This is a genomic window from Streptomyces sp. NPDC001927 (assembly GCF_053594455.1).
The window spans coordinates 142,525-164,511 of record NZ_JBSFEN010000009.1; the positions used below are offsets into that span (position 1 = coordinate 142,525).

The following is a 21,987-nucleotide window of genomic DNA, read 5'->3' on the forward strand; positions in this document are numbered from 1 at the left end:
ATGCAGGGCACCCGAAAGGGTGTCGCGACCTACTCAGCAAGGGAGCACGCATGGCAACCCGTGCCGTCGCCCGTCGTCAGTCCTCCGCCACCAGCGGTAGCGGCAAGAGCCGGGCAAGCAGCGTTCGCGTCGTGGGCGGGGAGATCGCCGACCGCGACCTGGTCGGCATGTACCTCGACGAGATCGCGCGCACACCCCTGCTCGACGCCGCCAAGGAGGTCGAGCTCTCCCAGACGATCGAGGCGGGCGTGTACGCCCGGCAGATCCTCGACAGCCAGGTGGAGAGCGAGGCGGCCGGCGCCTCCCGCGAGGAGCTCGAAGCGTTGTACGCGGCGGGCGAGCGTGCCAAGGACCTCTTCATCAAGTCGAACCTGCGGCTGGTCGTCGCGGTCGCGCGGCGCTACCCGCGCAGTGGCCTCCCGCTGCTCGACCTGATCCAGGAAGGGAACGCGGGCCTGGTGCGCGCGGTCGAGAAGTTCGACTACGCCAAGGGCTTCAAGTTCTCGACGTACGCCACGTGGTGGATCCGCCAGGCCATCACGCGGTCCATAGCCGACCAGTCGCGCACGATCCGGCTCCCCGTCCACCTGGTGGAGGAGCTCGGGCGGATCCGGCGTGTGCAGCGCGAGTTCAACCGGGAGAACGGCCGGGAGCCGGAGCCGGCCGAGGTCGCGGCGGAGCTGGGCTCGACCCCCGCTCGTGTCGTGGACGTCCTGGACTGGGCCCGTGACCCGGTCTCGCTGAACATGTCGGTGGACGACGAGGGCGAGACGCAGTTCGGCGACCTCCTGGAGGACACGTCGGCGGTGTCGCCGGAGCAGTCCGTCCTGACGCTGCTGCGCAGCGAGGAGCTGGACGACCTGATCGACAAGCTCGACCACCGCACGGCCTCGATCATCCGTATGCGCTACGGCATCGAGGACGGCCGCGAGCGCACGCTCACGGAGGTCGGCAAGGAACACGGCCTCACCCGCGAGCGCATCCGCCAGATCGAGAAGCACGCGCTCCTGGAACTGAAGAAGATGGCCCGGGACACGGGCTTCGACGCGGTGGCCTAGAGCGGCCGGCGAACAAGGGCCAGGGTCCCGAGCCCTGGCCCTGAGGGCCGTGCGGGCTCAGCTCGTCGCGGCCGCCAGGCGCGACCCCAGGTCCCTCGTGTACGTCAGCAGGGCCTCCGGGCCGTGGATCGTGAACGGGGCGTCGACCAGGGCCAGGCGGACGGCCAGCCACTCCGTGGAGTCCGTCGTGCGCGTGCGGACGTGGCAGGTCGTCGGGCCCGTCGGGGTCGGGGCCAGATGGGACGGAAGGCGGGCCGCCACGAAGTCGGCGGGGGCCTCGAAGGTGACGTCCAGGTCCAGCTCCGGCTGGGCCCGGGCCATCGAGCGGTTCATGAGCCCGGCCGCCCCGCCCTCCGGCAGCTCCCTCGGCGCGAACCGCGCCCCCGTCGCGAACGGGTCCGAGACCCGGTCCACCCGGAACGTCCGCCAGTCCTCGCGCTCCAGGTCGTACGCCACGAGGTACCACCGCCGCCCCGTCGACACCAGCCGGTACGGCTCGACCTGCCGCCGCGACTCCGTACCGTCCCCCGCCCGGTAGCCGAACCGCAGCCGCTCCTGCGCGGTCACCGCGCCCGCGAGCGCCGTCAGCGTCGATGGGGCGACCGTCGCCCCGTCCCCCCGCGTCAGCGGGATCGTCGCGTTCTGCAGCGTGGAGACCCGGTGCCGCAGCCGTGACGGCAGCACCTGCTCCAGCTTGGCGAGCGCCCGCACCGACGCCTCCTCCACGCCCTCGATCGCGTGCCCCGCGCCCGCCCGCAGCCCGACCGCGATCGCGACCGCCTCCTCGTCGTCGAGGAGCAGCGGCGGCATGGCCGTACCGGCGACCAGGCGGTACCCGCCCACCGCGCCCTTCGTCGCCTCCACCGGATAGCCGAGCTCCCGCAGCCGGTCGATGTCCCGGCGGATCGTCCGCGCGGAGACCGAGAGCCGCTCGGCGAGCTCGCTGCCCGGCCATTCACGCGGCGTCTGGAGCAGCGAGAGCAGATTCAGGAGTCGTGCCGGAGTGTCCGTCATGTGTTCCAGCATGCGTCGCATCTAGGACATGCACTGACCTATATCCACCCTAGGTTTCTCCTCATGAGTTCACACGACGCCGTCGCCGCCACGGAGGCGGCCCCCGCGGTCTCCGCCGACCGCAGACGCTGGATAGCCCTCGCCATCGTCATGACCGCCGCCTTCATGGACCTGGTCGACGCCACGATCGTCAACATCGCGATCCCCAGCATCGAGCGGGACCTCGGCGCCACCTTCGGCGCCATCCAGTGGATCACCGCCGGTTACGCCCTCGCGTTCGCCGCCGGTCTGATCACCGGCGGCCGCCTCGGCGACATCTACGGCCGCAAGCGGCTGTTCCTCCTCGGCACCGCGGGCTTCACCGTCGCCTCCGCGCTCTGCGGCTTCGCCGCCAACCCGGAGATGCTGGTCGCCTCACGCCTCCTCCAGGGCGCGGCCGCGGCCATGATGGTGCCGCAGGTCCTGTCGATCATCCACGTCACTTTCCCCGCCCACGAGCGCGGCAAGGTCTTCGGCATGTTCGGCGCGATCATCGGCCTCGGCGCCGTCTCCGGACCGCTCCTCGGCGCGCTGCTCACCCAGTGGAACATCGCCGGCCTGGAGTGGCGGCCGATCTTCCTCATCAACCTGCCGGTCGGCATCGCGGGCCTGCTCCTCGGCCGCAAGTTCATCACCGAGTCGAAGGCGCCGAAGGCGCTCCGCCTCGACATCGTCGGCGTGCTCCTCGTGACGCTCGCGCTGCTCATGCTGATCTACCCGCTGACGCGCGGCCGCGAGCTGGACTGGCCGCTCTGGGGCCACCTCTGCATGGCCGGCAGCCTCGGCGTCTTCGCCGCCCTCATCGCGTACGAGAAGTACAAGACGAAGAAGGACGGCTCCCCGCTGGTCGAGCTCTCCCTGTTCAAGGTGAAGAGCTTCGCGGCCGGTATCGCGGTCCAGCTGACCTTCGGCGTCGTCATGGGCATCTTCTTCCTGGTCTGGACGCTGTACATGCAGATCGGTCTCGGCTGGAGCCCGCTCAAGGCCGGCCTGACGGGCGTGCCGTTCTCGATCGCCGTCTCGACGGCGGCCGGACTCTCGGTGCAGAAGCTCGTCCCGCGCTTCGGCCGCAAGGTGCTGCAGACCGGTGCGCTGACGATGGCCGCGGGCATGGTGCTCTACCTGTGGGAGGCCGGCCGGTACGGCACCGACATCACCACCTGGCAGATGATCCCGCCGCTGGTCGTCATGGGTCTGGGCATGGGCCTGATCGTGGCCCCGCTGACGGACGCGGTCCTCTCGGACGTGCCGCGCGAGCACGCGGGCTCGGCCTCGGGCCTCATCAACACGACCGGGCAGATGGGCAACGCGCTCGGACTCGGGCTCGTGTCGGTCGTCTTCTTCGGCGTGATCGACGAGGACCGGCTCAAGGAGGTCCCGACCGAGATCGGCACGGCGTTCGCGGACGCCTTCCAGAACGCGCTCGGCTGGGCGGTGGCGGTGCTCGCCGTGATCTTCCTGGTCATGTTCGCGCTGCCGGCGAAGCCGAAGCAGCACATCGAGGGCGCGGAGGACGACGCCGACGGCGACGTCGAGGGCGGCGCCGTCGAGAAGGAGCCCGCGCTCACGCCGTGAGCCGTTGAGCGACCTGATCGCGAGCGGGCCGAAGGGCCCCGGCCCCCTGGGATGGACGTCCCCGGGGGCCGGGGCCCTTCGTCGTATGTCCGGTTCCGTGTCCGTTTCGACGCCCGAATCTGTCTACTTCGCGGATACGTGGACGTAGCCTGCAAGAGAAACCATAGGTTCGGGCATGGGACGGATGTAAAACCACATGTACGCACCCGAGCGACAGCAGGCGATCCTCCGGCTCGCCCGGGAGAGCGGACGCGTCGACGTCCTCTCCCTCGCCGAGGAGTTCCAGGTCACCGCCGAGACCGTACGGCGCGACCTCAAGGCCCTCGACCGGGCCGGACTCGTCCGCCGGGTGCACGGGGGCGCGATACCGGCCGGGCGGCTCGACTTCGAGCCCGACCTCGCCGAGCGCGAGGGGACCGCCGCCGACGAGAAGGACCGGATCGTCCGGGCCGCCCTCGCCGAACTCCCCGACGAGGGAAGCGTCGTGCTCGACGCCGGCACCACCGTCGCCCGGCTCGCCGCCGCGTTCCCCCTCGACTGCGGACTGACCGTCGTCACCCACGCCCTGCCCGTCGCCGCCCGGCTCGCCGACCACCCCGGCATCGACCTCCACCTCGTGGGCGGCCGGGTCCGGCACCGTACCCGCGCCGCCGTCGACGCCTGGGCGCTGCGCGCGTACGGCGAGATCCGCGCCGACGTCGCCTTCCTCGGCGCCAACGGCTACTCGCCCGAACTCGGGCTCACCACCCCCGACCTCGCCGAGGCCGCCGTCAAGCGGGCCGTGATCGCCTCCGCCCGCCGGGTCGTGCTGCTCGCCGACTCGGCCAAGCACGGCGAGGAGCACTTCGCCCGCTTCGGCGCCCTCACCGACGTCGACCTGCTCATCACCGACACCGGGCTCAGCCCCGAGGACGCCGCGGCGATCGAGGCCGCGGGAACGGAAGTCGTACGCACATGATCCTCACCGTCACCCCCAACCCCTCCCTCGACCGGACCTACGAGGTCCCGGCCCTGGAGCGCGGCGAGGTGCTGCGGGCCTCCGCCGAGCGGATGGACCCCGGCGGCAAGGGCGTCAACGTCTCCCGGGCGGTCGCCGCCGCCGGGCGGCGGACCGTGGCCGTCGTCCCGCTCGGCGGGGCGCCCGGCGCGCTGGTCGCCCAACTGCTGGCCGAACAGGGCATCGAGGTCGCGCCGGTGCCGGTGGCCGGCCACACCCGCTCCAACATCGCAATCGCGGAACCGGACGGCACGCTGACGAAGGTCAACGCGCCGGGACCGGAGCTCACTTCGGACGAGGCCGAGACCCTCCTCGCCGCCGTCGGGGCCTACTCGCCGGCCGCCGACTGGATCGCCTGCTGCGGCAGCCTCCCGCGCGGCCTCGCGCCCGAGTGGTACGCCGAACTGGTCACCCGTGCCCACGGCGCGGGCGCCCGGATCGCCCTCGACACCTCGGGCCCCTCCCTCAACGCGGCCCTCGCGGCCCGCCCCGACGTCGTCAAGCCGAACGCCGACGAACTCGCCGAGGCCGTCGGCCGGCCCCTGGCCACCGTCGGCGACGCCGTGAAGGCGGCGGAGGAGCTGCGCCTGCGCGGCGCGGGCGCGGTCCTCGCGAGCCTCGGCGCGGACGGCCAGCTGCTCGTCACCGCCGACGGCACCTGGTTCGGCGCGGCGGCGGTCGACACCGTCCGCTCCGACGTCGGCGCGGGCGACGCCTCCCTGGCCGGCTTCCTCACGGCCGGCGGCGAAGGCCCGGAGGCGCTCGCGGCCGCGGTCGCGCACGGCGCGGCGGCCGTCCAGCTGCCGGGGAGCGAGATGCCCACCCCGGCCGACCTGAACCCGTCGGCGGTCACCGTGACCGCCGACGTACCCCTCGACCGAGAACTCAGCGAGCAAGGGAGGGCACAACGTCTGTGAAGCCGTGGGCCGCTCCCGCATTCCCACCAGACCCCAAAGCCGGTTGGCCAGTGACATCCGCGTTTGGCAGGGTCGGTCACATGGACTGCATATTCTGCGGGCTCATCCGTGAAGGCACCGCGAGCTGGGTGGCTCGTGGGCCGGTGGCCTGTGCTTTTACTCCACTGGACCCGCTGGCGCCGGGTCACACTCTCGTGGTTCCAACGCTCCATTACCCGGACGTCTTTGAGACCCCGCCCGAGGTCCTTGCCGTGATGACGGCACTGATCCAGCGCGTGGCCGAGGCCGCGCGGACCGCCTTGAACGCCTCAGGCGTGAACATCCTCAGCGCCAGTGGCCCAGGATCGGAGCAGTCAGTGCCCCATCTGCACTTCCACGTCGTTCCGCGGTGGGTGGACGACGGAATCTCGACCTGGCCGGCCGGGCGCTCCGTACATCACGTCACTGGAGATCCGGGGGCGCGGCTTGCCGACGCTCTTGCTTCGGGCCGGCACCACACAAGTTGAGCCAGAACCACAGTTTGGACGCCGGTTCCTCACCGCTTCGAGAGGCGGTTGGATCGGGGCGGGGGGCGCTCTTCATGAGAACGGGAGGCGCCTGATTCGGAGCCTGTTCCGGGTGCCGCTTGAAGAGTGCCGAGGGGGACGTCGTGGAGTGGTCGACGGGACTGCTCGGGTTCGCCGCCGGGCTCTTCATATCGATCACCACCGCACCCGTGGGCGTCTCCGGAGCGGTCTTCCTGTTGCCCGTCCAGGTCAGTGTCCTGGGCGTGCCGAGTCCGGCCGTGACACCGACGAATCTGCTCTACAACGTCGTGGCGGGCCCGGGCGCCCTCCTGCGTTTCTGGAGGGCCGGACGGCTGGGCGGGCCGCTGACCCGGCTACTCGTCGCGGGCACCGTCCCTGGTGTCGTCGTCGGCGCCGTGATCCGCGTCTTCGCCGTTCCCGGCCCGCGCGTCTTCCGGCTCCTCGTAGCTGCGCTGCTCCTGCCACTCGGACTCTGGCTGTGGCTGCGGACCCTACGCCCGGCACCACCCCGCACCCGCGACCAGCCTTCGCCCCGTACGACGACGTCGCTGGCCCTGGCCGTCGGCGTGGCCGGGGGTATCTACGGGATCGGAGGCGGGTCCCTGCTCGGCCCGATCCTCGTCGGGCGCGGAGCACCGGTCGCCACTGTCGTGCCCGCCGCCCTGGCCTCCACGTTCGTGACCTCCGTCGTCGGCGCGGCCACCTACGCGCTGCTCTCCCTCGCCGCCACCGGCGACATCGCCCCCGACTGGCTGCTGGGCCTGTCCTGCGGCGTCGGCGGCCTCCTCGGCGGATACCTCGGCGCACGCCTCCAGCCGCACCTGCCCGAGACGGCGCTCCGGCTTCTGCTCGGGACCCTCGCCACCGGAATCGGCGCGCTCTACGCAGTTCAGGTCCTTCGCTGATGTGCGCAGTGTCCAGCAGCCCCGAGCCACTGGGTGCTGTCGAAACTCGTGAACAGAGACAGAGCGGAATTGGGATCAGCCGAGATAGGGCTGTTCGCGGTGCTCCATGAAGTGGCGGATCCTGAGCCGCTGCGTGTGGTGCATCGGAAGTTGGTCCAGCTCGTCTGCAGGGACGAACCGTAGCTCCGTCGACTCGTCCGAGATTTCCAGCTCGCCACCGACGACGCGTGCGGTGAAGCAGACGTTGAACTGGCGGCGCACCTCGCCGTCCGAGTAGGCGATGATGTGCCTCGGGTCGGTGTACGTGCCGACCAGCCCGGTGACCTCCACGTCCAAGCCGGTCTCTTCCTTGACCTCGCGGACGGCCGTGCCGGGAAGCGAGTCGGTGAGGTCCATGCCCCCGCCGGGGAGGGCCCAGAGATCGTTGTCGCGTCGACGTTGGAGAAGGATGCGCCCTTGCTCGTCGGTGACGACCGCCGAGGCTGCGACAACCATGCTGTTCGGCTTGGGTGCGTTCGGGTCGTCGTAGAACTCGGCTCGTCCCATGGTCACCCCTCGTGCTGCACGGGGGTCGCTGTGGACCACACCGCGTTGAAGCTCTCGGCGTAGGTCTCGAACATGCCACCTTCGCCGCTTCGCCGAAGATGCCACACCGGGGCCGCGTACGCGTTGACCCCCCAGACGTGGGCGTTGACCAGCAACTGGTCATCGCCACGGTAGAGGGAGTTGTAGAGCGTCGTGTCGTGAGTCCGGACGTCTATGCCGGGCACGCCGATCAAGGGTCGGTAGTGCATGAGGGCCAGTTGGCAGCGAGACTCGATGCCGTGGCCGAACCTCTCCTCCCGGCCGCGAGCCCGAACGTTCTCGCTCTCGGCGTCACCTACCGCGATGCGGATCGCGCAGCCGTCTGCGGCTCGTTCCCGAAAGAGATCGTTCAGTCGGGGGTACGCCTCATGCAGGAAGACGGCGGCGTAGACCAGCACGTCGATGCGCTCGCGTGCCTGGGTCAACAGGTCCACGAACGCTGACACGGGGACATCCGCCCTCTGCTCATAGAGCGTCATGAGTTCCGGGCTTATCGCTCGCGCCGCGCGCGCCTGGCGCAGTGCCGGCCAGAGTGCGTGCACGTCTTCTCCTAGGGTCTCTGCCGCCCGCATGGCCGTGATCCGGCGTGGCGTACGACTGAGATTGACCCATCGTTCAACGGACTTGGGGTCTACATCGACCTCTTCCGCGAGGGCGGCGTACGTCCAGCCTCCGTCCGCCATGACGGCACGAAGTCTCTCGTTCGGCACGAGTCTCCCCCTGATCCTTGGGACGGCACTAGGGACGTTCTACCGGACGTGGGACGTCCCGAAGTGGGGTTTGGTGGAGGTTCCTCCGTCCTTCTGGCCGACGCGATGATCGCGGAACGCGTCTGCGGCATCGAGATGGAGCGGCTCAGGTGATGACGACACACAACGCAAAGCCCCTGCCGGGCGTAGGTCAGCCGAAGTCGCGGCCTGGCATCGGTGATGTGGCCAAGGACGTGGCCGGTGGGCGCATCGGTGTCGTCATGGGCGAGGTCGGCGGGCGTGTGCAGCTGCGGCCGCTGCGAGGAGGCGTCGAGTGGGAGGCCATGCCCGGCGACGTCGTGGCGCCCAGCGCGCGGGAAGAGCTGAGCGCGCGCCTGGACGCCAAGAACAGCAACAGCCGGGCGGGCCTGTGAGCGCGTCATCGGCCGGAGGCCGCTACCGATGATCTCCCGCCCTCGGTCGTTCGGCCGCTTTGGGTCGTGACGGGGAAGCCGCAGACGGGTTGCACCACGTTCGTTGACAGCAACTACAAAGGAGCATCCATGGGTTGGGGAACCGGTAAGGGCGGCAGCGGCGGCAACGGTCAGCACTCGGGTGGCAAGGACCCGGGCACTTCTAAGCCGTCGCCGGACACCAAGTCGCCCAAGCCTGAACCGAAGCACAAGAAGGACTGAGGCCGTGGCCACGGACGATGAGGCGGCTGAGCAGATCGCGATGCGTGGTCTGCTCGGTGAGGTCACCGCGGATCTCGGCGCGCCCCTGGGGCGGGTGTGGGAGGAGGCGTTCTGGGCGGTACCCCGGCGCCGGTTCCTGCCTGAGCGTGTGTGGCTCGGTGAGGACCTGCACCCGTGCGACCGGAGTACGGATCCGGGCGGATGGATGAGCGCGGCCTACGCGGACGACTCGGTAGTGACCCAGATCAACGACGGGCACGCCCCCGCCGTGTCCGAATCATGGGCATCATCTTCCGCCTCCGCCCCTTCGATCGTTTTCCGCATGCTCGGCATGCTGGACGTGAAGAGCGGACACAAGGTGCTGGAGGTGGGTACGGGAACGGGCTGGAACGCCGGTCTCCTCGCCCACCGCCTCGGAGCGGACAACGTGACCACGGTCGAGGTGGATCCGGTCCTCGCCGTACAGGCCGCGCTGAACCTCAAGAAGGTGGGCCTGGAGCCGGAGGCGATCTGCGGCGACGGCGCGGCCGGCCACCCGGCCTCGGCACCGTACGACCGCATCATCGCCACCTGCTCCGTGCGGGAGGTGCCTCGTGCCTGGGTGGAGCAGACCCGTCCGGGTGGGGTGATCCTCACGCCGTGGGAGACCCCGTGGGTCTGCTACGGGCTGGCACACCTGGTCGTGGACACCGACGGCCAGGCGTCGGGCCTGTTCCACCCGCACTCCGCTTTCATGCTGATGCGCAACCAGCGCACAGACCTGCGGATCTACCGGGACGTGGTGCGGGAGGACCATGTGCCGGATGAGTCCTCGACCGGCCTGTCTCCGTGGGCGGTCACGGGCAACGACTTCGCTGCCCAGTTCGCGATCGGCCTCCAGACGCGGGACGTGTGGAGGTCCTGGCACGACGACCCGGCCGTGGACGGAGTCGCCTCACGGCTATGGCTCGCGACCACGGACGCCACCTCATGGGCGGCAGTCGACTGGGACGGACGCAGCGAGGACCGGTTCACCGTGTGGCAGTACGGACCGCGCCGGCTGTGGAGCGAGGTGGAGGCGGCTCATGCCTGGTGGCACAACGTCGGCAGGCCGGGCCCGGAACGCTTCGGCCTGACTGTGAGGCCCGACGGCACGCATGCGCCGTGGCTCGACCGGGCCGACCAGATGGTGCCCCGTACGGGCTGAGCTACGACAACCAGAGACCGGACCACCCCTCGCCTGGACAGCATCCGGGGTGGTCCGGTCGTAGAACCCCTGTCCGTTCAGTGAGGAGCCCGGAACACCCGCTCCAATAGGTCAGACAGGTCAAGTGTCTGGCTACGGGTATCTCGTTCATTACATGGTGCCCTTCGTCGCCGGCAGTCTCTGACCGGCCAGTCCTGGAAAGCCCCGAGGGGCGGTGCGTCGGGCGAGCGACGCACCGCCCCTCGGGGGTGTTTCCTACCGGGTCAGGAGCGGTTCATGACTCCGGGGGGCAGGCCCCGCGTGAACTTGGTGGTGCGCAGCGCCACCGGTGGGGTTGTCTGCTGGAACCAGCCTTCGTCCCAGATGAAGTTGCTTCCGTTGACGTCACCGTGGGTCTGCCACACCTGCCCATTCGCCGTGAGCACCTTGATGTACGCCTCGTCGTCCGCTTCCTCGATGGCGACGGCGCACACGCCGGCAGGGTAGTTGGGGTTGGCGGGATCCATGCCGACCGGGGCCGGGTTGGTGAGGTCCGTCCAGGTGATCGTGCCACCGACCGCCGATCCCCGGCCCGCGAACACCTTGCCGCCGGTCAGCACGACCTGGAAGTCCTCGTCGTCGTTGGGGGCGAAGGTGTCGATGTCGGAGCAGGGCCCGGTGGGGCCTGTGGCTCCGGTGGCACCCGTGGCTCCGGTGGCGCCCGTTGCGCCAGTGGCTCCGGTCGCGCCGGTGGCTCCCGTCGCGCCGGTCGGTCCGGTCTCACCCGTGGCTCCGGTGGCTCCCGTTGCGCCCGTCGCTCCGGTGGCTCCGGTCGCGCCGGTCGGTCCGGTCTCACCCGTCGCTCCGGTGGCTCCGGTCGCGCCGGTCGGTCCGGTCTCACCCGTCGCTCCGGTGGCTCCCGTTGCGCCCGTCTCGCCGGTCGCGCCGGTGGCCCCGGTCGCTCCGGTGGCACCCGTGGGTCCGGCGGGTCCGGTCTCGCCCGTGGCACCCGTGGCACCCGTGGCACCGGTCGCGCCGGTGGCTCCGGTCTCGCCCGTGGCACCCGTGGCACCCGTAGCGCCGGTCGCACCCGTGGGACCGGCGGGACCGGTCTCACCGGTGGCTCCCGTCGCACCCGTGGCTCCGGTCTCGCCCGTAGCCCCGGTCGCGCCGGTCTCGCCCGTCGCACCCGTCGCGCCCGTCTCACCCGTCTCGCCCTGCGGCCCCTGGGGCCCCGTGGCTCCGGTGTCGCCGGTCGGGCCCGTCGGGCCCGTGGCGCCCGTGGGACCGGTGGGCCCCGTCGGGCCCTCCTTGCAGTGGTCCGGGGGACCGCCCCAGGCGCCCGCGCGGAGGTGGTTCGGGGGGCCGCCCATGAAACGGCCGACCTCGTGGTCGAGGTACTGCTGGAGGTCGCCCGGCACACCCGGCACCCCCGACATCCGCGGACCCTCGTGACCGGGTGGTCCCTGGTACTCGTGCGGCGGCGGGCCGTCCTCGTGCCTCGGCGGGCCGTCCTCGTGGTGCGGGGGCGGGCCGTCCTCGTGGTGCGGCCGCTCCTCGCAGTCCTCGCCGGCCGGGTACATCTCTCGTACGTCGTACGCGGGACCCTCCGGGCCCTCGTTCCGTACGCCACCGACCGCCGGAGTCGCGAGACCCGTGAGCACGAGTGCGACGGAGGCGAGGGCGCTGCCGCCCAGCCACGCGCGTCGACGGGGAAGCGGTCCCAGCGAGGACCTGGTCCTTGTCCTGGAATCAGGACTCATACACCTGCTCCTTCTCAACCGGATCGAGTGTCTTACCGGGAAGCGCACAGGCTTCCGATACGATCATCGGTTCGCGACGGCGAAGACTTGACGGCTTCGGCGGAGTCTCAACGCCTTGGCCTAGGGGTGGAATCCCAATGGATGCGTACGCGGTAGCGAACTCCGGGCGGGCTGTCGGCGTGCCGTCCCGCCGTCTCGCAAGCCCGTGCGTACGGTCGCTGCCCGACCGACCCCCCGGAAGCGGTGTTGCCGTGAAGCCGTCCGTCTGCTTGTGCATGATCGTCAAGAACGAGTCGCGTGTCATCGAACGGTGCCTCTCCTCCGTCCGCGACCTGGTGGACACCTGGGTCATCTCCGACACCGGCTCGACCGACGGGACCCAGGACCTGATCAGGAAGGCGCTCGACGGCATCCCCGGCGAGCTCCACGAGGAGCCCTGGGTGAACTTCGGGCACAACCGGAGCCTGAACATCTCCCACGCCCGGGGCCGCGCCGACTACATCCTTCTCCTCGACGCCGACCTCGTCCTCCGCCAGGACGGCCCCCTGCCCCCGCTGACCGCCGACGCCTACATGCTCCGCCACGAGGGCGCCCTGGAGTACCGCATCAAACGCCTGGTCAGGGGCGATCTGCCGTGGCGGTACGAGGGCGTCACCCACGAGTACCTGACGGCCGACCAGGACCACGTCCAGGAGAACCTCGACGCCCTGTTCATCCAGGACCACGCCGACGGGGGCTCGCGCCACGACAAATTCGAACGCGACGCCCGCCTGCTCGGCGCCGAACTCGAACGCGACCCCTCCAACGTCCGTACGGTCTTCTACCTCGCGCAGACCATGCGCGACCTGGGCCGCACCGCCGACGCGATCGCCCTCTACGAGCGCCGGGCGGCCATGGGCGGCTGGGCCGAGGAGGTCTACTACGCGCTGCTCCAGGCCGGCGTCCTGCGGGCCGAGTCCGGTGACTGGCCGGCCGCGATGGACACCCTGACGCGCGCCTGGGACGCCCGGCCCGAGCGGCTCGAAGCCTGCTACGAACTGGCCTCGCGGCTACGGCTGCGGGGCCGCAACCACTCCGCGCACGCGGTCGTCTCCGCCGTCGTCGGCCGGAAGCAGCCGGACGACCTGCTCTTCATGCAGCCGTGGGTGTACCGGTGGGGGCTGCTCTTCGAGTACTCGATCACCGCGTACTGGGTCGGCGACCACGCGGCCTCCCTCGCGGCCTGCGACCGGCTGCTCGCCCTGCCGGACCTGCCGGAGACCTACCGCGAACAGACCCGCACCAACCGCGAGTTCGCCGTACGAGGTCTGGGGCAGGCCGCCCCGATCCCGGAGCCGGCCGCCGCGGTGCGGGACTGAGGCCCGGCCATGGCGACCCCTTCCCCGACGCCCCCTGCCACCCTCTCTCCGCCCGCGGACCGCCCGTCCCGTCCCGTACCCCGCCCCGGCGATCGACGGGACGCGGTACGGGGGCGGCGGCACGGCGTCTGGCTGTGGCCGACGCTGGTCGCGCTCGCGCTGTCGGTGTACGCGATCGGCCGGCCGCTGTTGTGGCAGGACGAGCTCAACACCTGGGACATGGCCGCCCGGTCCACCGGGCAGCTCCTCGACACGGTCCAGCGCGTGGACGCGGTGCTCGGCGGCTACTACCTCTTCCTGCACGGCTGGATGGCCGTCTTCGGGGACTCCGCCGCCGCGCTGCGCATGCCCTCGGCCCTCGCGATGGCCGGCACCGCCGGCTGTACGGCGCTGATCGGCCGGCGTCTCTTCGGCGCCCGCGCCGGGCTTGCCGCCGGTCTCCTCTTCGCGCTCACCCCGGTCGTCACGCGCTACGCGCACGAGGCCCGCCCGTACGCCCTGGTCGTCCTCGCCGTCACCGTCTCCACGCTGCTGCTCCTGCGCGCGCTGGACCGGCCGGAGAGCCGGTGGCGCTGGGCCGCGTACGGACTGTGCGTGGCGGCGGTCGGCCTGCTGCACATCGTGGCGCTGACCGTGCTCGCCGGGCATCTGGTCGCCGTGGCCCTGCGGGCCCGCGAGGAGCGCCCGATCGCCCTGCGCTTCGGCCTCGCCGCGCTGGCCGGGACCGCCGCCGTCGCGCCGGTCGCTCTCCTCGGGCGGGCGCAGGCGGGCCGGCAGATCTCCTGGATCCCGGGCCCGGACGTGTGGAGTCTGGTCACCTTCCTGCCTCAGCTGTACGCCTCCGCGCTGGTCGCCGGGGCCGTGACCACGCTCGCCGTACTGGCGTGGGGCGAGCGCCGCGCCACGCCCAGTAGGCCGGCCGCCCGGGGCCCCGTTCTCGTCGTCTCCGCGCTCGCCGTGCTGCCCCCGCTGCTGCTCTGGGCGGTCTCGCACGGTGACGTCTCGTACTTCTACTTCCGCTATCTGCTCTTCACCCTCCCCGCGTGGGCCGTCCTCGCCGGAGCGGGGCTCGCGGGGCTCGCCGGGCCGAGGTCCCGGGGTGTCGTCGCGGCGGTCCTGGTGGCGCTCGTCGTGCTGACGCTGCCGGACCAGGAGGCGGTCCGCCGAACGTACGCGCACTTCTGGCACGGCATCGACTACGAGGGCGCCGCGCGGACCATCGAGAAGTACCACCGGCCGGGGGACGCGGTGGCGTTCGACCGGGGTGACGACTACTGGCGCATGCTCGACGTCGGTGTCCGCTTCTATCTGCGGGACGAGCTGCGGCCGCGCGATGTCTTCCTCGCCACGTCGTCCGCCGACCGCGCGGACCTGTGGTCGACGGAGTGCCCCGACCCGGTCGCCTGCCTGAAGGCGGAGCAGCGGATCTGGCTGGTGGTGGCCGGTGACGCGGCCGATCCGTTCGACGCGCTCCCGACCGAGCAGGCGCGGGCCCTCCGCGCCCGCTACACCGCGACCGGCACCGAGCGGCTGACGGGCGTGACGGTGGCCCTGCTCGTCCGCACGACCACCTGAGCGGAACGCGCCCGCCCGCTCACCGCACGCGGGCGCGGTGCTCCATCGCCTCGCGGGCCGCGTGCTCGTCCTCGTAGACCTCGCACATGTGGCGGCCGTCCGGGGTCGCCGTGTGCTCCACCTCCCACAGGCTCAGCTCGCCGCCGTCGAGCAGCAGGAACGCGTGCTCGTAGAGCGTGAATCCGGCGTCCCGGCCACCGCCCTCCACCGTGCACAGCCGGCCGAAGGCCTGGGTGATGTGGTGCGCGAAGGCCATCCGCAGCCGGCGGGCCGTCTGCTCGCCGGGCCGGTCAGGGTTCTCCGCGCGGCGCAGCACCCGGCGGGCGTGGTCCGGGGAGTTGTCCGGGACGTACATCCGGGGCTGCTTCGGTATCGGACGGGACAGGAGCGCGCTCAGCAGCTCGAGGTCGTTGTCCTCGTCGAACTCCGGCCCGGACGTGCGCTCCACGTCCCAGCCCGGGGCGAAACGGGTCGGCAGCCGGGACGCGGCGAGCCGGGCCTCGGCCTCGTCCGCGTACAGCTCGTGCTGCTCGGTGCCGGCCCGGCCGGAGTTGTGCACGAGCTCCCAGAGCCCGAGCGCCGTGCCGTCGGCGAGCAGATAGGTGTGGCGGTACGTCGTGCGGTGCAGCGACGCGCTGTGGTGCGAGGAGTGCAGCGTGCTGGAGTGGGCGAACGCCGTCTCCAGGCGTTCGATCGTGCTGTCGGGGAGGTCGAAGGAGTTGAGCGCCCGGCCGAGGAGCCGCGCGAGGTGCGTCTCGGTCGTCTCGTACGGATCGTGAGGATCCTGCGGATCGTTCAAGGGGTTCTCCAGGCCGTCGCCGCATGTCACTTGGTGCTTGCTAAACGTAGTCCCTGGGTCTGACATCGTGTCCGGGTTCGGCAAAACGAAGGGGGCGCGCGGAAAGTTCCCGCGCGCCGGAAGGCCGAATCCGTCAACTCCCTTTATTGGACGGGGAGTCGACAGTGGGCTCGGGTCCGTACAGCTCGCGGTGCGCGGGGAACTCTCCGCCCGGTCCGGCCACCCCCTCGGCGACCTCCCGGACCGCCCGCGCGATGGCCCGGGTCACCAGGTCGGCGCCCGCCGCGAGGATCTCGTTGAGGGCGAGCGGCCCGGCCTCCGGGGGCAGCGGGCGGGCGCCGGTCGCGAGGGTGAAGACGGTGTCCCCGTCGTTGAGGAGATGCACCGGGCGCACGGCGCGCGCGATGCCGTCGTGCGCCGTGCCCGCCAACTTCTGTGCCTGCGCACGGCTCAGGTCGGCATCGGTCGCCACGACCGCGAGGGTGGTGTTGAGGGACGGCGGGGCGTTCCGGGCCGCCGCATCGGCGAGCCGCCGCCGCGCCTCCTCGTGTACGGCCGGTTCGGGCCGGTCGGGGAGGCGGCCCTGGAAGAGCTCCCCGTACAGGACGCCCGTCTCCGGGTCGACCGCCGAGCCGACCGCGTTGACGACGACGAGCGCGCCGACCGTGATCCCCGACTCCAGGACCGTACTGGCCGTACCCACCCCGCCCTTGAGCCCGCCGACCACGGCCCCGGTGCCCGCGCCGACCGCGCCCGTCTCCACGCGCGCGTGGAGCTCCGTCGCGGCGGCGGCCTCCACGGCGGCCCGCCCGGTGGACGCGTCCGGGCGGGCCGAGAAGTCGCCGCCCCGGCCCAGGTCGAAGACGCAGGCGGCGGGCACGACCGGGACCACGTGCGTGGGCTCGGGCCCGACCCGTACCCCTCGCCCCCGCTCCTCCAGCCAGGCCATCACCCCGCCGGCCGAGTCGAGCCCGTACGCGCTGCCGCCCGTCAGGACCAGCGCCTCGATCCGCTGGACGAGGTTACGGGGGTCGAGCGCGTCGGTCTCGCGGGTGCCGGGGCCGCCGCCGCGCACGTCCACGGCCGCCACCGCCCCGCCCTCCGGGGCGAGGACGACCGTGGTCCCGCTCAGCGCCCCCGGCCCCGCCACGCGCGCGTGGCCGACCCGTAGCCCGGTCACGTCCGTGATTGCGTCATGGTTCGTCATGGTCATGGTCCTTGCGTACCACGCGTGTTCGGTCAGTAGCCCTGACCGTGGCCGGGTCCCGCACCGCGCGAGGCCGGGTTGCGCGAGGCGAGGGTCACGCCGACCGCCACCGTCGCCGCCGCGACGAGGCCCGCGATCAGGACCGCCCAGCGGCCCGCGAACGTGCACATCAGGATCGCCAGGGCCGAGACGGGCAGCACGAGCTGCTGCGCGATGCCGACCTTGAAGTAGCGGGCGTGCAGCACCCACACGCAGAGCAGGAAGAGCGCGGCGGGGATCGTCACGGCCGAGGAGGCGGCGAGCGTGGAGATGTGGGCCTTGCCCACGACCTGTTCGACGGCGACCTCGATGCCGGCGCCGATGGCGGCGGCGGAGGCGAAGATCAGATAGTGGCCGTAACCCCAGAGGAAGGCCCGCCGGTTGGAGGAGAGCCGGAGGTGGGCCGGGGCGGCGAAGTAGATCCACCAGGCGGCGTAGACGATCAGGAGGCCGCCGGCGGCGATCGGGAGCACCTGGTCCAGGGCGTCGTACTCCGCGACGCCCGTCTTCACGGCGACAGTCGCCGCGAAGATCGTCTCGCCGAGCACGATGATGGTGAACAGGCCGTAGCGCTCGGAGACGTGGTGCGGGTGCCACTGGCTGCTGACGTCCTTCTCCGCGAACGCGGGGACGGCCAGCTCGGCGACGACCCCGGCGAGGAAGATCCAGGGCTGGGCGGATTCGGGCGCCCAGAGGAAGGCGACCCAGCCGAGCTGGACGAGCAGCACCCCGCCCGCGTACCGGCGGCACATCCTGCGCTCGCCGGGGTCCGAGGCGTGGTGGGCGGCGCGGAGCCACTGGGAGGCGAGGGCGATCCGCATCACGATGTAGCCGATGACGGCGACGGAGAAGTCGTCCTCGTAGACCCGGGAGATTCCGGCGGCGAGGATCAGGACGCCGGCGATCTGGACGAGCGTGACGACGCGGTAGAGCACGTCGTCGTTGTCGTACGCGGAGGCGAACCAGGTGAAGTTCATCCAGGCCCACCAGATCGCGAAGAAGACCATCGCGTAGTGCGCGATCCCGTCGGCGGCGTGGTGCTCGGCGATCGCGTGCACGAGCTCGGCACCGGCCTGGGAGACGGCGACGACGAAGCAGAGGTCGAAGAAGAGCTCGAGCGGCGTGGCGGCGCGGTGCGCCTCGTCGCGCGACCGCGCGGTGAGCGGCAGGAACGGTTGCGTCATGCGCCCCAGGACACCAGAGCCCGTACCCGCGCGGGGGCCACGGCACGCGATTGCCGGACGGTTGTGCGCTCACGGGACGCTCGTCGGCGCTGCCTGACGGATGCGGGCGCTGCCTCACGGTTGCGGGGCGCTTCCTGACGGTGGTGGGTGCTGCCTGACGGTCGTGGGTGGTCAGGAGGCGTTCAGGGCGAGGTCGGTCCGCGCGGACCTGGACGCCTCGCCGTAGCGCCACGCCACCGTGTGGGCCAGGCCCGGGTGGGCGCCCAGGGGAGCCGCGACCGTCCAGGCGCCCGGCACGGCGGCGAGCGCGTGCGTGAAGCGGCCGGGGGCCAGGAGGTGCGTCGCGATCGCCACGCGCGCGTGGCCGGCCGCCCGCAGCCCCGCCACCGCGTCCGGCACTGACGGCTCCGAGGCCGAGCAGTACGCCGTCACCACCGGCACCCCCACCCGTCGTGCGAGGAGCCGCGCCGCCGCCTCCGTACCGTCGTTGCCGCCCGGTCGCGAGGACCCGGCCCCCGCCACCACCACCGCGTCCCCGGGCCCGCCCGCCTCCGCGAGGCGGTCGTGCAGGGCCAGGCCCACGGCCGGGACGCCGCTGAGCCCGGGCGTCACGACGCAGTCGTGGCGGTGGGCGACCGCCGGGATGTCCACGGTCCGGTGGTAGCCGTCGCCGAGGAGCAGCGGGACGACCACCGCACCCGGGCAGGAGGCGAGCACGTCCGCCAGCGAAGGCGCCTGGTGGTCCAGGTGCCCGACCTCGACCCGCGTGCGCGTGAGCCGCCGCACCGACTCCGCGAGCCGCTCGATCGTCGCCCCCGCCTCGGGGACCGCGCTGCCGTGCACGGCGAGGACCAGCATCGATACGCACCTCCAAGAAGGTCGGGGCCGCGGCCGGCGGTGTCGTACGCCCCACGGCCCCCACCCGTTCACGCTAAGCCGGGCCGCCGCGCCGGCAGCACCGCCATCGGTCCCGCGCCGACGGGCCACAAGTCCCCTCTCCTCGGGCCCTTCACGGCCCCGAACCGGCCCCCGGGCCCGCCTACGGTCGAAGACGGACATCCCTCTACCTCTCGGAGAGCCCGCCATGGCCACCCCCACCCAGACCCTCGTGCTGATCGGCCACGGCATGGTCGGCCACCGTCTCCTGGAGGCGCTCGCCGAGCGCGGCGCGCTCGCCGACCCCGCCGACCCGGGGGCGCCCGGCTGGCGGGTGGTCGTGCTCGCCGAGGAGGACGTTCCGGCCTACGACCGGGTCCACCTCTCGTCCGTCTTCACGGGCACGGATCCGAACCAACTCGGTCTCGCCGACGCCGAGTTCCTCGAAGCGCACGGCATCGACCTGCGCCTGGGCGACCCCGCCGAGCAGATCGACACGGCCGCCCGCACGGTCACCACGACCTCCGGCGCCGTCGTCGCGTACGACGCGCTGGTCCTGGCCACCGGCTCGTACCCGTTCGTCCCGCCGATCCCCGGCGCCGACGCGCCCGGCTGCTTCACGTACCGCACGCTCTACGACGTCGAGGCCCTCACCTCGTACGCCGAGAACCGCCGCGCCGAAGGCCGCCGCACCGGTGTCGTGGTCGGCGGCGGGCTCCTCGGTCTTGAGGCGGCGGGCGCGCTGCGGACCCTCGGACTGACCACGCACGTGGTCGAGTTCGCGCCGCGGCTCATGCCGCTCCAGGTCGACGACGGCGGGGCCGCCGCGCTGCGGGCCACCATCGAGTCGATGGGTGTCGCCGTGCACACGGGCGTCGGCGCCGCCGAGATCGAGACGGACGCGGACGGGCGGACACGCACCCTGAAGCTCTCCGACGGCACCCGCGTCCCCGCCGACCTGGTCGTCTTCTCGGCCGGGGTGCGGCCCAGGGACCGGCTCGCGCGGGAGTCGGGGCTCGCGGTCGGCGACCGCGGAGGCGTGGCGGTCGACGAGCACTGCCGCACCACGGACCCGTACATCTACGCGATCGGCGAGTGCGCCCAGACCTGCGACGGGCGGGTCTACGGGCTCGTGGCGCCCGGCTACCAGATGGCCGAGACGGTCGCGGACCGGCTCGCGGGGGAGGGCGACCTGGTCTTCACCGGCGCCGACACCTCCACCAAGCTGAAGCTCCTCGGCGCGGACGTGGCCTCCTTCGGCGACCCGTTCGCCGCCGGACCGCAGGCCACCGAGATCGTCTTCTCCGACGGCCGCGAGGGCGTGTACAAGAAGCTGTTGCTGGGCCCCGACGGGCAGCTGCTCGGCGGCATCCTGGTCGGTGACGCGGAGGCGTACGGTTCGCTGATGCCGCACGCCGGGCGCCGGCTCCCGGCCCCTCCCGAGGCGTTTCTGCTGCCCGCGGGCGGTGGCGGCGAGCTGCCCGGCGCGGACAGCCTGCCCGACGACGCCGTCGTCTGCTCGTGCCACAACGTCACCAAGGGCGCGGTGCGCGCCGCCGTCGCCGAGCACGGCCTGACCGACGTCGGCGGAGTCAAGCGCTGCACGAAGGCGGGCACGGGCTGCGGCGGCTGCGTGAACACCCTCCAGGCGGTCCTCGACGCCGCAGGGGTCGAGAAGCCGCGCGGCCTGTGCGAGCACTTCCCCGACCTCTCCCGGTCGGAGCTCTACGCGCGCGTGCGGGACGAACACATCCGGTCCTTCAGCGAGCTGATCGAGAAGTACGGGAAGGGCGAGGGGTGCGTCGTCTGCAAGCCCGTCGTCGCCAACGTCCTCGGGACGCTCGGCCCCGAGCTCGGGCTGCCGCACATCCTCCACGGCGAGCAGGCCGCGCTGCAGGACTCCAACGACCTCTTCCTCGCCAATCTCCAGAAGGACGGAACGTATTCGGTCGTGCCGCGCGTTCCTGGCGGTGAGATCACCGCCGAGCAGCTGATCGTCATCGGCGAGATCGCCCGCGATCACGGCCTGTACACGAAGATCACCGGCGGCCAGCGGATCGACCTCTTCGGCGCGCGGAAGGCGGAACTGCCCGGGATCTGGAGGCGGTTGATCGAAGCGGGCTTCGAGTCGGGGCACGCGTACGGCAAGTCCCTGCGGACGGTGAAGTCCTGCGTCGGGGCGAAGTTCTGCCGCTTCGGGCAGGGCGACTCGGTGCAGCTCGCCATCGACCTGGAGCTGCGCTACCGGGGGCTGCGCGCCCCGCACAAGATCAAGGGCGGGGTGTCGGGCTGTCTGCGCGAGTGCGCGGAGGCGCGCGGCAAGGACATCGGCGTGATCGCCACCGCCGGCGGCTGGAACCTGTACGTCTGCGGCAACGGCGGCGCGAGCCCCCGCCACGCCGATCTGCTCGCCTCCGACCTGTCGGCGGCCGAACTCTTCGCGCTGATCGACCGGTTCCTCATGTACTACGTACGGACCGGGGAGCGCCTGGAGCGTACGTCGGCGTGGCTGGAGCGGCTCGACGGCGGCCTCGACCATCTGCGGGAGGTGCTGGTCGAGGACCGGCTCGGGATCGGCGCGGAGCTGGAGGCCCAGATGGGGCGGCACGTGGCGGCCTACCGCGACGAGTGGCGCGCGGTCCTGGAGGACCCGGCGGCGCTGGCCCGCTTCGGCCCGTACGGCGACGGGGTGGAGTTCCTGGAGCCGGGGCGCGGGCGGACCGCGGTGCTCGCGGACGGCAGCGAGGCGGCGCTCTTCAGGGACGGGACGGGCGAGGTGTACGCGGTGGGCAACCGCGACCCGTTCTCCGGGGCGGACGTGATCGCCGACGGGATCATGGGGACGCGGGACGGGGAGCCGGTGGTGGCCTCGCCGATGCTCAAGCAGGAGTTCTCGCTGCGGACCGGTGTCTGCCTGGACGACCCGTCGGTCGCGCTGCCGGTGCACGAGGTCGGGGCGGGTGTGGGTGTCCCGACGGCCCGCGACTGACGGACGGCCCGCGACGGACGGCCCGTGACGG

At 72.1% G+C, this 21,987-nt stretch carries 20 protein-coding genes; 12 read left to right on the plus strand and 8 right to left on the minus strand.

From position 1 onward, the window contains the following. Nucleotides 1–50 precede the first annotated feature (50 nt). Nucleotides 51–1,058 carry a sigma-70 family RNA polymerase sigma factor gene (locus ACWCO8_RS24705; protein WP_451034078.1) on the plus strand — a complete coding sequence of 336 codons (1,008 nt, stop codon included), beginning with the start codon at nt 51–53 and terminating at the stop codon, nt 1,056–1,058. A gap of 57 nt (nt 1,059–1,115) precedes the next feature. On the opposite strand, the gene ACWCO8_RS24710 is transcribed toward ACWCO8_RS24705, so the two are convergent. Continuing rightward, complete coding sequence (locus ACWCO8_RS24710) at nt 1,116–2,072, minus strand: helix-turn-helix transcriptional regulator (RefSeq protein WP_451034079.1); 957 nt, start codon at nt 2,070–2,072, stop codon at nt 1,116–1,118. Between the two features lie 63 nt (nt 2,073–2,135). Here ACWCO8_RS24710 and ACWCO8_RS24715 point away from each other — a divergent pair, with 63 nt between their 5' ends. From ACWCO8_RS24715 to ACWCO8_RS24735, 5 genes are all read left to right on the plus strand, one after another. After that, nucleotides 2,136–3,686 (plus strand): MFS transporter, encoded by a 1,551-nt coding sequence (locus ACWCO8_RS24715; RefSeq protein ID WP_451034080.1) that lies wholly within the window; start codon nt 2,136–2,138, stop codon nt 3,684–3,686. A 196-nt stretch (nt 3,687–3,882) separates the two neighbouring features. Then, the gene (locus ACWCO8_RS24720; RefSeq protein WP_451034081.1) at nt 3,883–4,644 is read left to right on the plus strand and encodes a DeoR/GlpR family DNA-binding transcription regulator; all 762 of its coding nucleotides are present in this window, start codon (nt 3,883–3,885) and stop codon (nt 4,642–4,644) included. Further along, entirely contained in the window at nt 4,641–5,600 is a 960-nt protein-coding gene (gene pfkB, locus ACWCO8_RS24725; RefSeq protein WP_451034082.1) for a 1-phosphofructokinase, read from the plus strand. Before ACWCO8_RS24720 ends, pfkB begins: the two co-directional genes overlap by 4 nt. A gap of 80 nt (nt 5,601–5,680) precedes the next feature. Further along, nucleotides 5,681–6,106 carry an HIT family protein gene (locus tag ACWCO8_RS24730; RefSeq protein ID WP_451034083.1) on the plus strand — a complete coding sequence of 142 codons (426 nt, stop codon included), beginning with the start codon at nt 5,681–5,683 and terminating at the stop codon, nt 6,104–6,106. A 143-nt stretch (nt 6,107–6,249) separates the two neighbouring features. Beyond that, complete coding sequence (locus ACWCO8_RS24735; RefSeq protein WP_451034084.1) at nt 6,250–7,032, plus strand: TSUP family transporter; 783 nt, start codon at nt 6,250–6,252, stop codon at nt 7,030–7,032. A 75-nt stretch (nt 7,033–7,107) separates the two neighbouring features. On the opposite strand, the gene ACWCO8_RS24740 is transcribed toward ACWCO8_RS24735, so the two are convergent. Together ACWCO8_RS24740 and ACWCO8_RS24745 are read right to left on the minus strand one after the other, a co-directional pair. Continuing rightward, nucleotides 7,108–7,578, minus strand: a complete 471-nt coding sequence (locus ACWCO8_RS24740; protein ID WP_451034085.1) for an NUDIX domain-containing protein — start codon at nt 7,576–7,578, stop codon at nt 7,108–7,110. A 2-nt stretch (nt 7,579–7,580) separates the two neighbouring features. Beyond that, entirely contained in the window at nt 7,581–8,327 is a 747-nt protein-coding gene (locus tag ACWCO8_RS24745; RefSeq protein ID WP_451034086.1) for an XRE family transcriptional regulator, read from the minus strand. 152 nt (nt 8,328–8,479) lie between these two features. Between ACWCO8_RS24745 and ACWCO8_RS24750 the strand changes: the two genes are divergently transcribed. The 3 genes from ACWCO8_RS24750 (at nt 8,480) to ACWCO8_RS24760 (ending at nt 10,187) form a co-directional block, all read left to right on the plus strand. Beyond that, a complete protein-coding gene (locus ACWCO8_RS24750; protein ID WP_451034087.1) occupies nt 8,480–8,740 on the plus strand; it encodes a hypothetical protein in 261 nt (86 codons plus the stop codon). 129 nt (nt 8,741–8,869) lie between these two features. Beyond that, nucleotides 8,870–9,001: a hypothetical protein gene (locus ACWCO8_RS24755; protein ID WP_384515481.1), complete on the plus strand. Its 132-nt coding sequence runs from the start codon at nt 8,870–8,872 to the stop codon at nt 8,999–9,001. A gap of 4 nt (nt 9,002–9,005) precedes the next feature. After that, on the plus strand, nt 9,006–10,187 hold the full coding sequence (locus ACWCO8_RS24760; RefSeq protein ID WP_451034088.1) for a methyltransferase domain-containing protein: 1,182 nt from the start codon (nt 9,006–9,008) through the stop codon (nt 10,185–10,187). Between the two features lie 263 nt (nt 10,188–10,450). Here the strand turns inward: ACWCO8_RS24760 and ACWCO8_RS24765 are convergent, their stop codons facing one another. Beyond that, the gene (locus tag ACWCO8_RS24765; protein ID WP_451034089.1) at nt 10,451–11,929 is read right to left on the minus strand and encodes a hypothetical protein; all 1,479 of its coding nucleotides are present in this window, start codon (nt 11,927–11,929) and stop codon (nt 10,451–10,453) included. Between the two features lie 275 nt (nt 11,930–12,204). On the opposite strand from ACWCO8_RS24765, the gene ACWCO8_RS24770 reads away from it, so the two are divergent. Further along, the gene (locus ACWCO8_RS24770) at nt 12,205–13,287 is read left to right on the plus strand and encodes a glycosyltransferase (RefSeq protein WP_451034090.1); all 1,083 of its coding nucleotides are present in this window, start codon (nt 12,205–12,207) and stop codon (nt 13,285–13,287) included. A 9-nt stretch (nt 13,288–13,296) separates the two neighbouring features. Continuing rightward, nucleotides 13,297–14,862, plus strand: coding sequence for a glycosyltransferase family 39 protein (locus ACWCO8_RS24775; RefSeq protein ID WP_451034091.1), 1,566 nt, complete (start codon nt 13,297–13,299; stop codon nt 14,860–14,862). A 19-nt stretch (nt 14,863–14,881) separates the two neighbouring features. Here the strand turns inward: ACWCO8_RS24775 and ACWCO8_RS24780 are convergent, their stop codons facing one another. The 4 genes from ACWCO8_RS24780 to ACWCO8_RS24795 form a co-directional block, all read right to left on the minus strand. Next, nucleotides 14,882–15,727, minus strand: a complete 846-nt coding sequence (locus ACWCO8_RS24780) for a DUF6227 family protein (RefSeq protein ID WP_451034092.1) — start codon at nt 15,725–15,727, stop codon at nt 14,882–14,884. Between the two features lie 67 nt (nt 15,728–15,794). Then, complete coding sequence (locus tag ACWCO8_RS24785) at nt 15,795–16,868, minus strand: P1 family peptidase (RefSeq protein WP_451034093.1); 1,074 nt, start codon at nt 16,866–16,868, stop codon at nt 15,795–15,797. Between the two features lie 32 nt (nt 16,869–16,900). Further along, on the minus strand, nt 16,901–18,091 hold the full coding sequence (locus ACWCO8_RS24790) for a low temperature requirement protein A (protein ID WP_451034094.1): 1,191 nt from the start codon (nt 18,089–18,091) through the stop codon (nt 16,901–16,903). Between the two features lie 171 nt (nt 18,092–18,262). Further along, on the minus strand, nt 18,263–18,949 hold the full coding sequence (locus tag ACWCO8_RS24795) for a sirohydrochlorin chelatase (RefSeq protein WP_451034095.1): 687 nt from the start codon (nt 18,947–18,949) through the stop codon (nt 18,263–18,265). Between the two features lie 226 nt (nt 18,950–19,175). On the opposite strand from ACWCO8_RS24795, the gene nirB reads away from it, so the two are divergent. Beyond that, complete coding sequence (gene nirB / locus ACWCO8_RS24800; RefSeq protein WP_451034096.1) at nt 19,176–21,956, plus strand: nitrite reductase large subunit NirB; 2,781 nt, start codon at nt 19,176–19,178, stop codon at nt 21,954–21,956. Nucleotides 21,957–21,987: the final 31 nt, after the last annotated feature.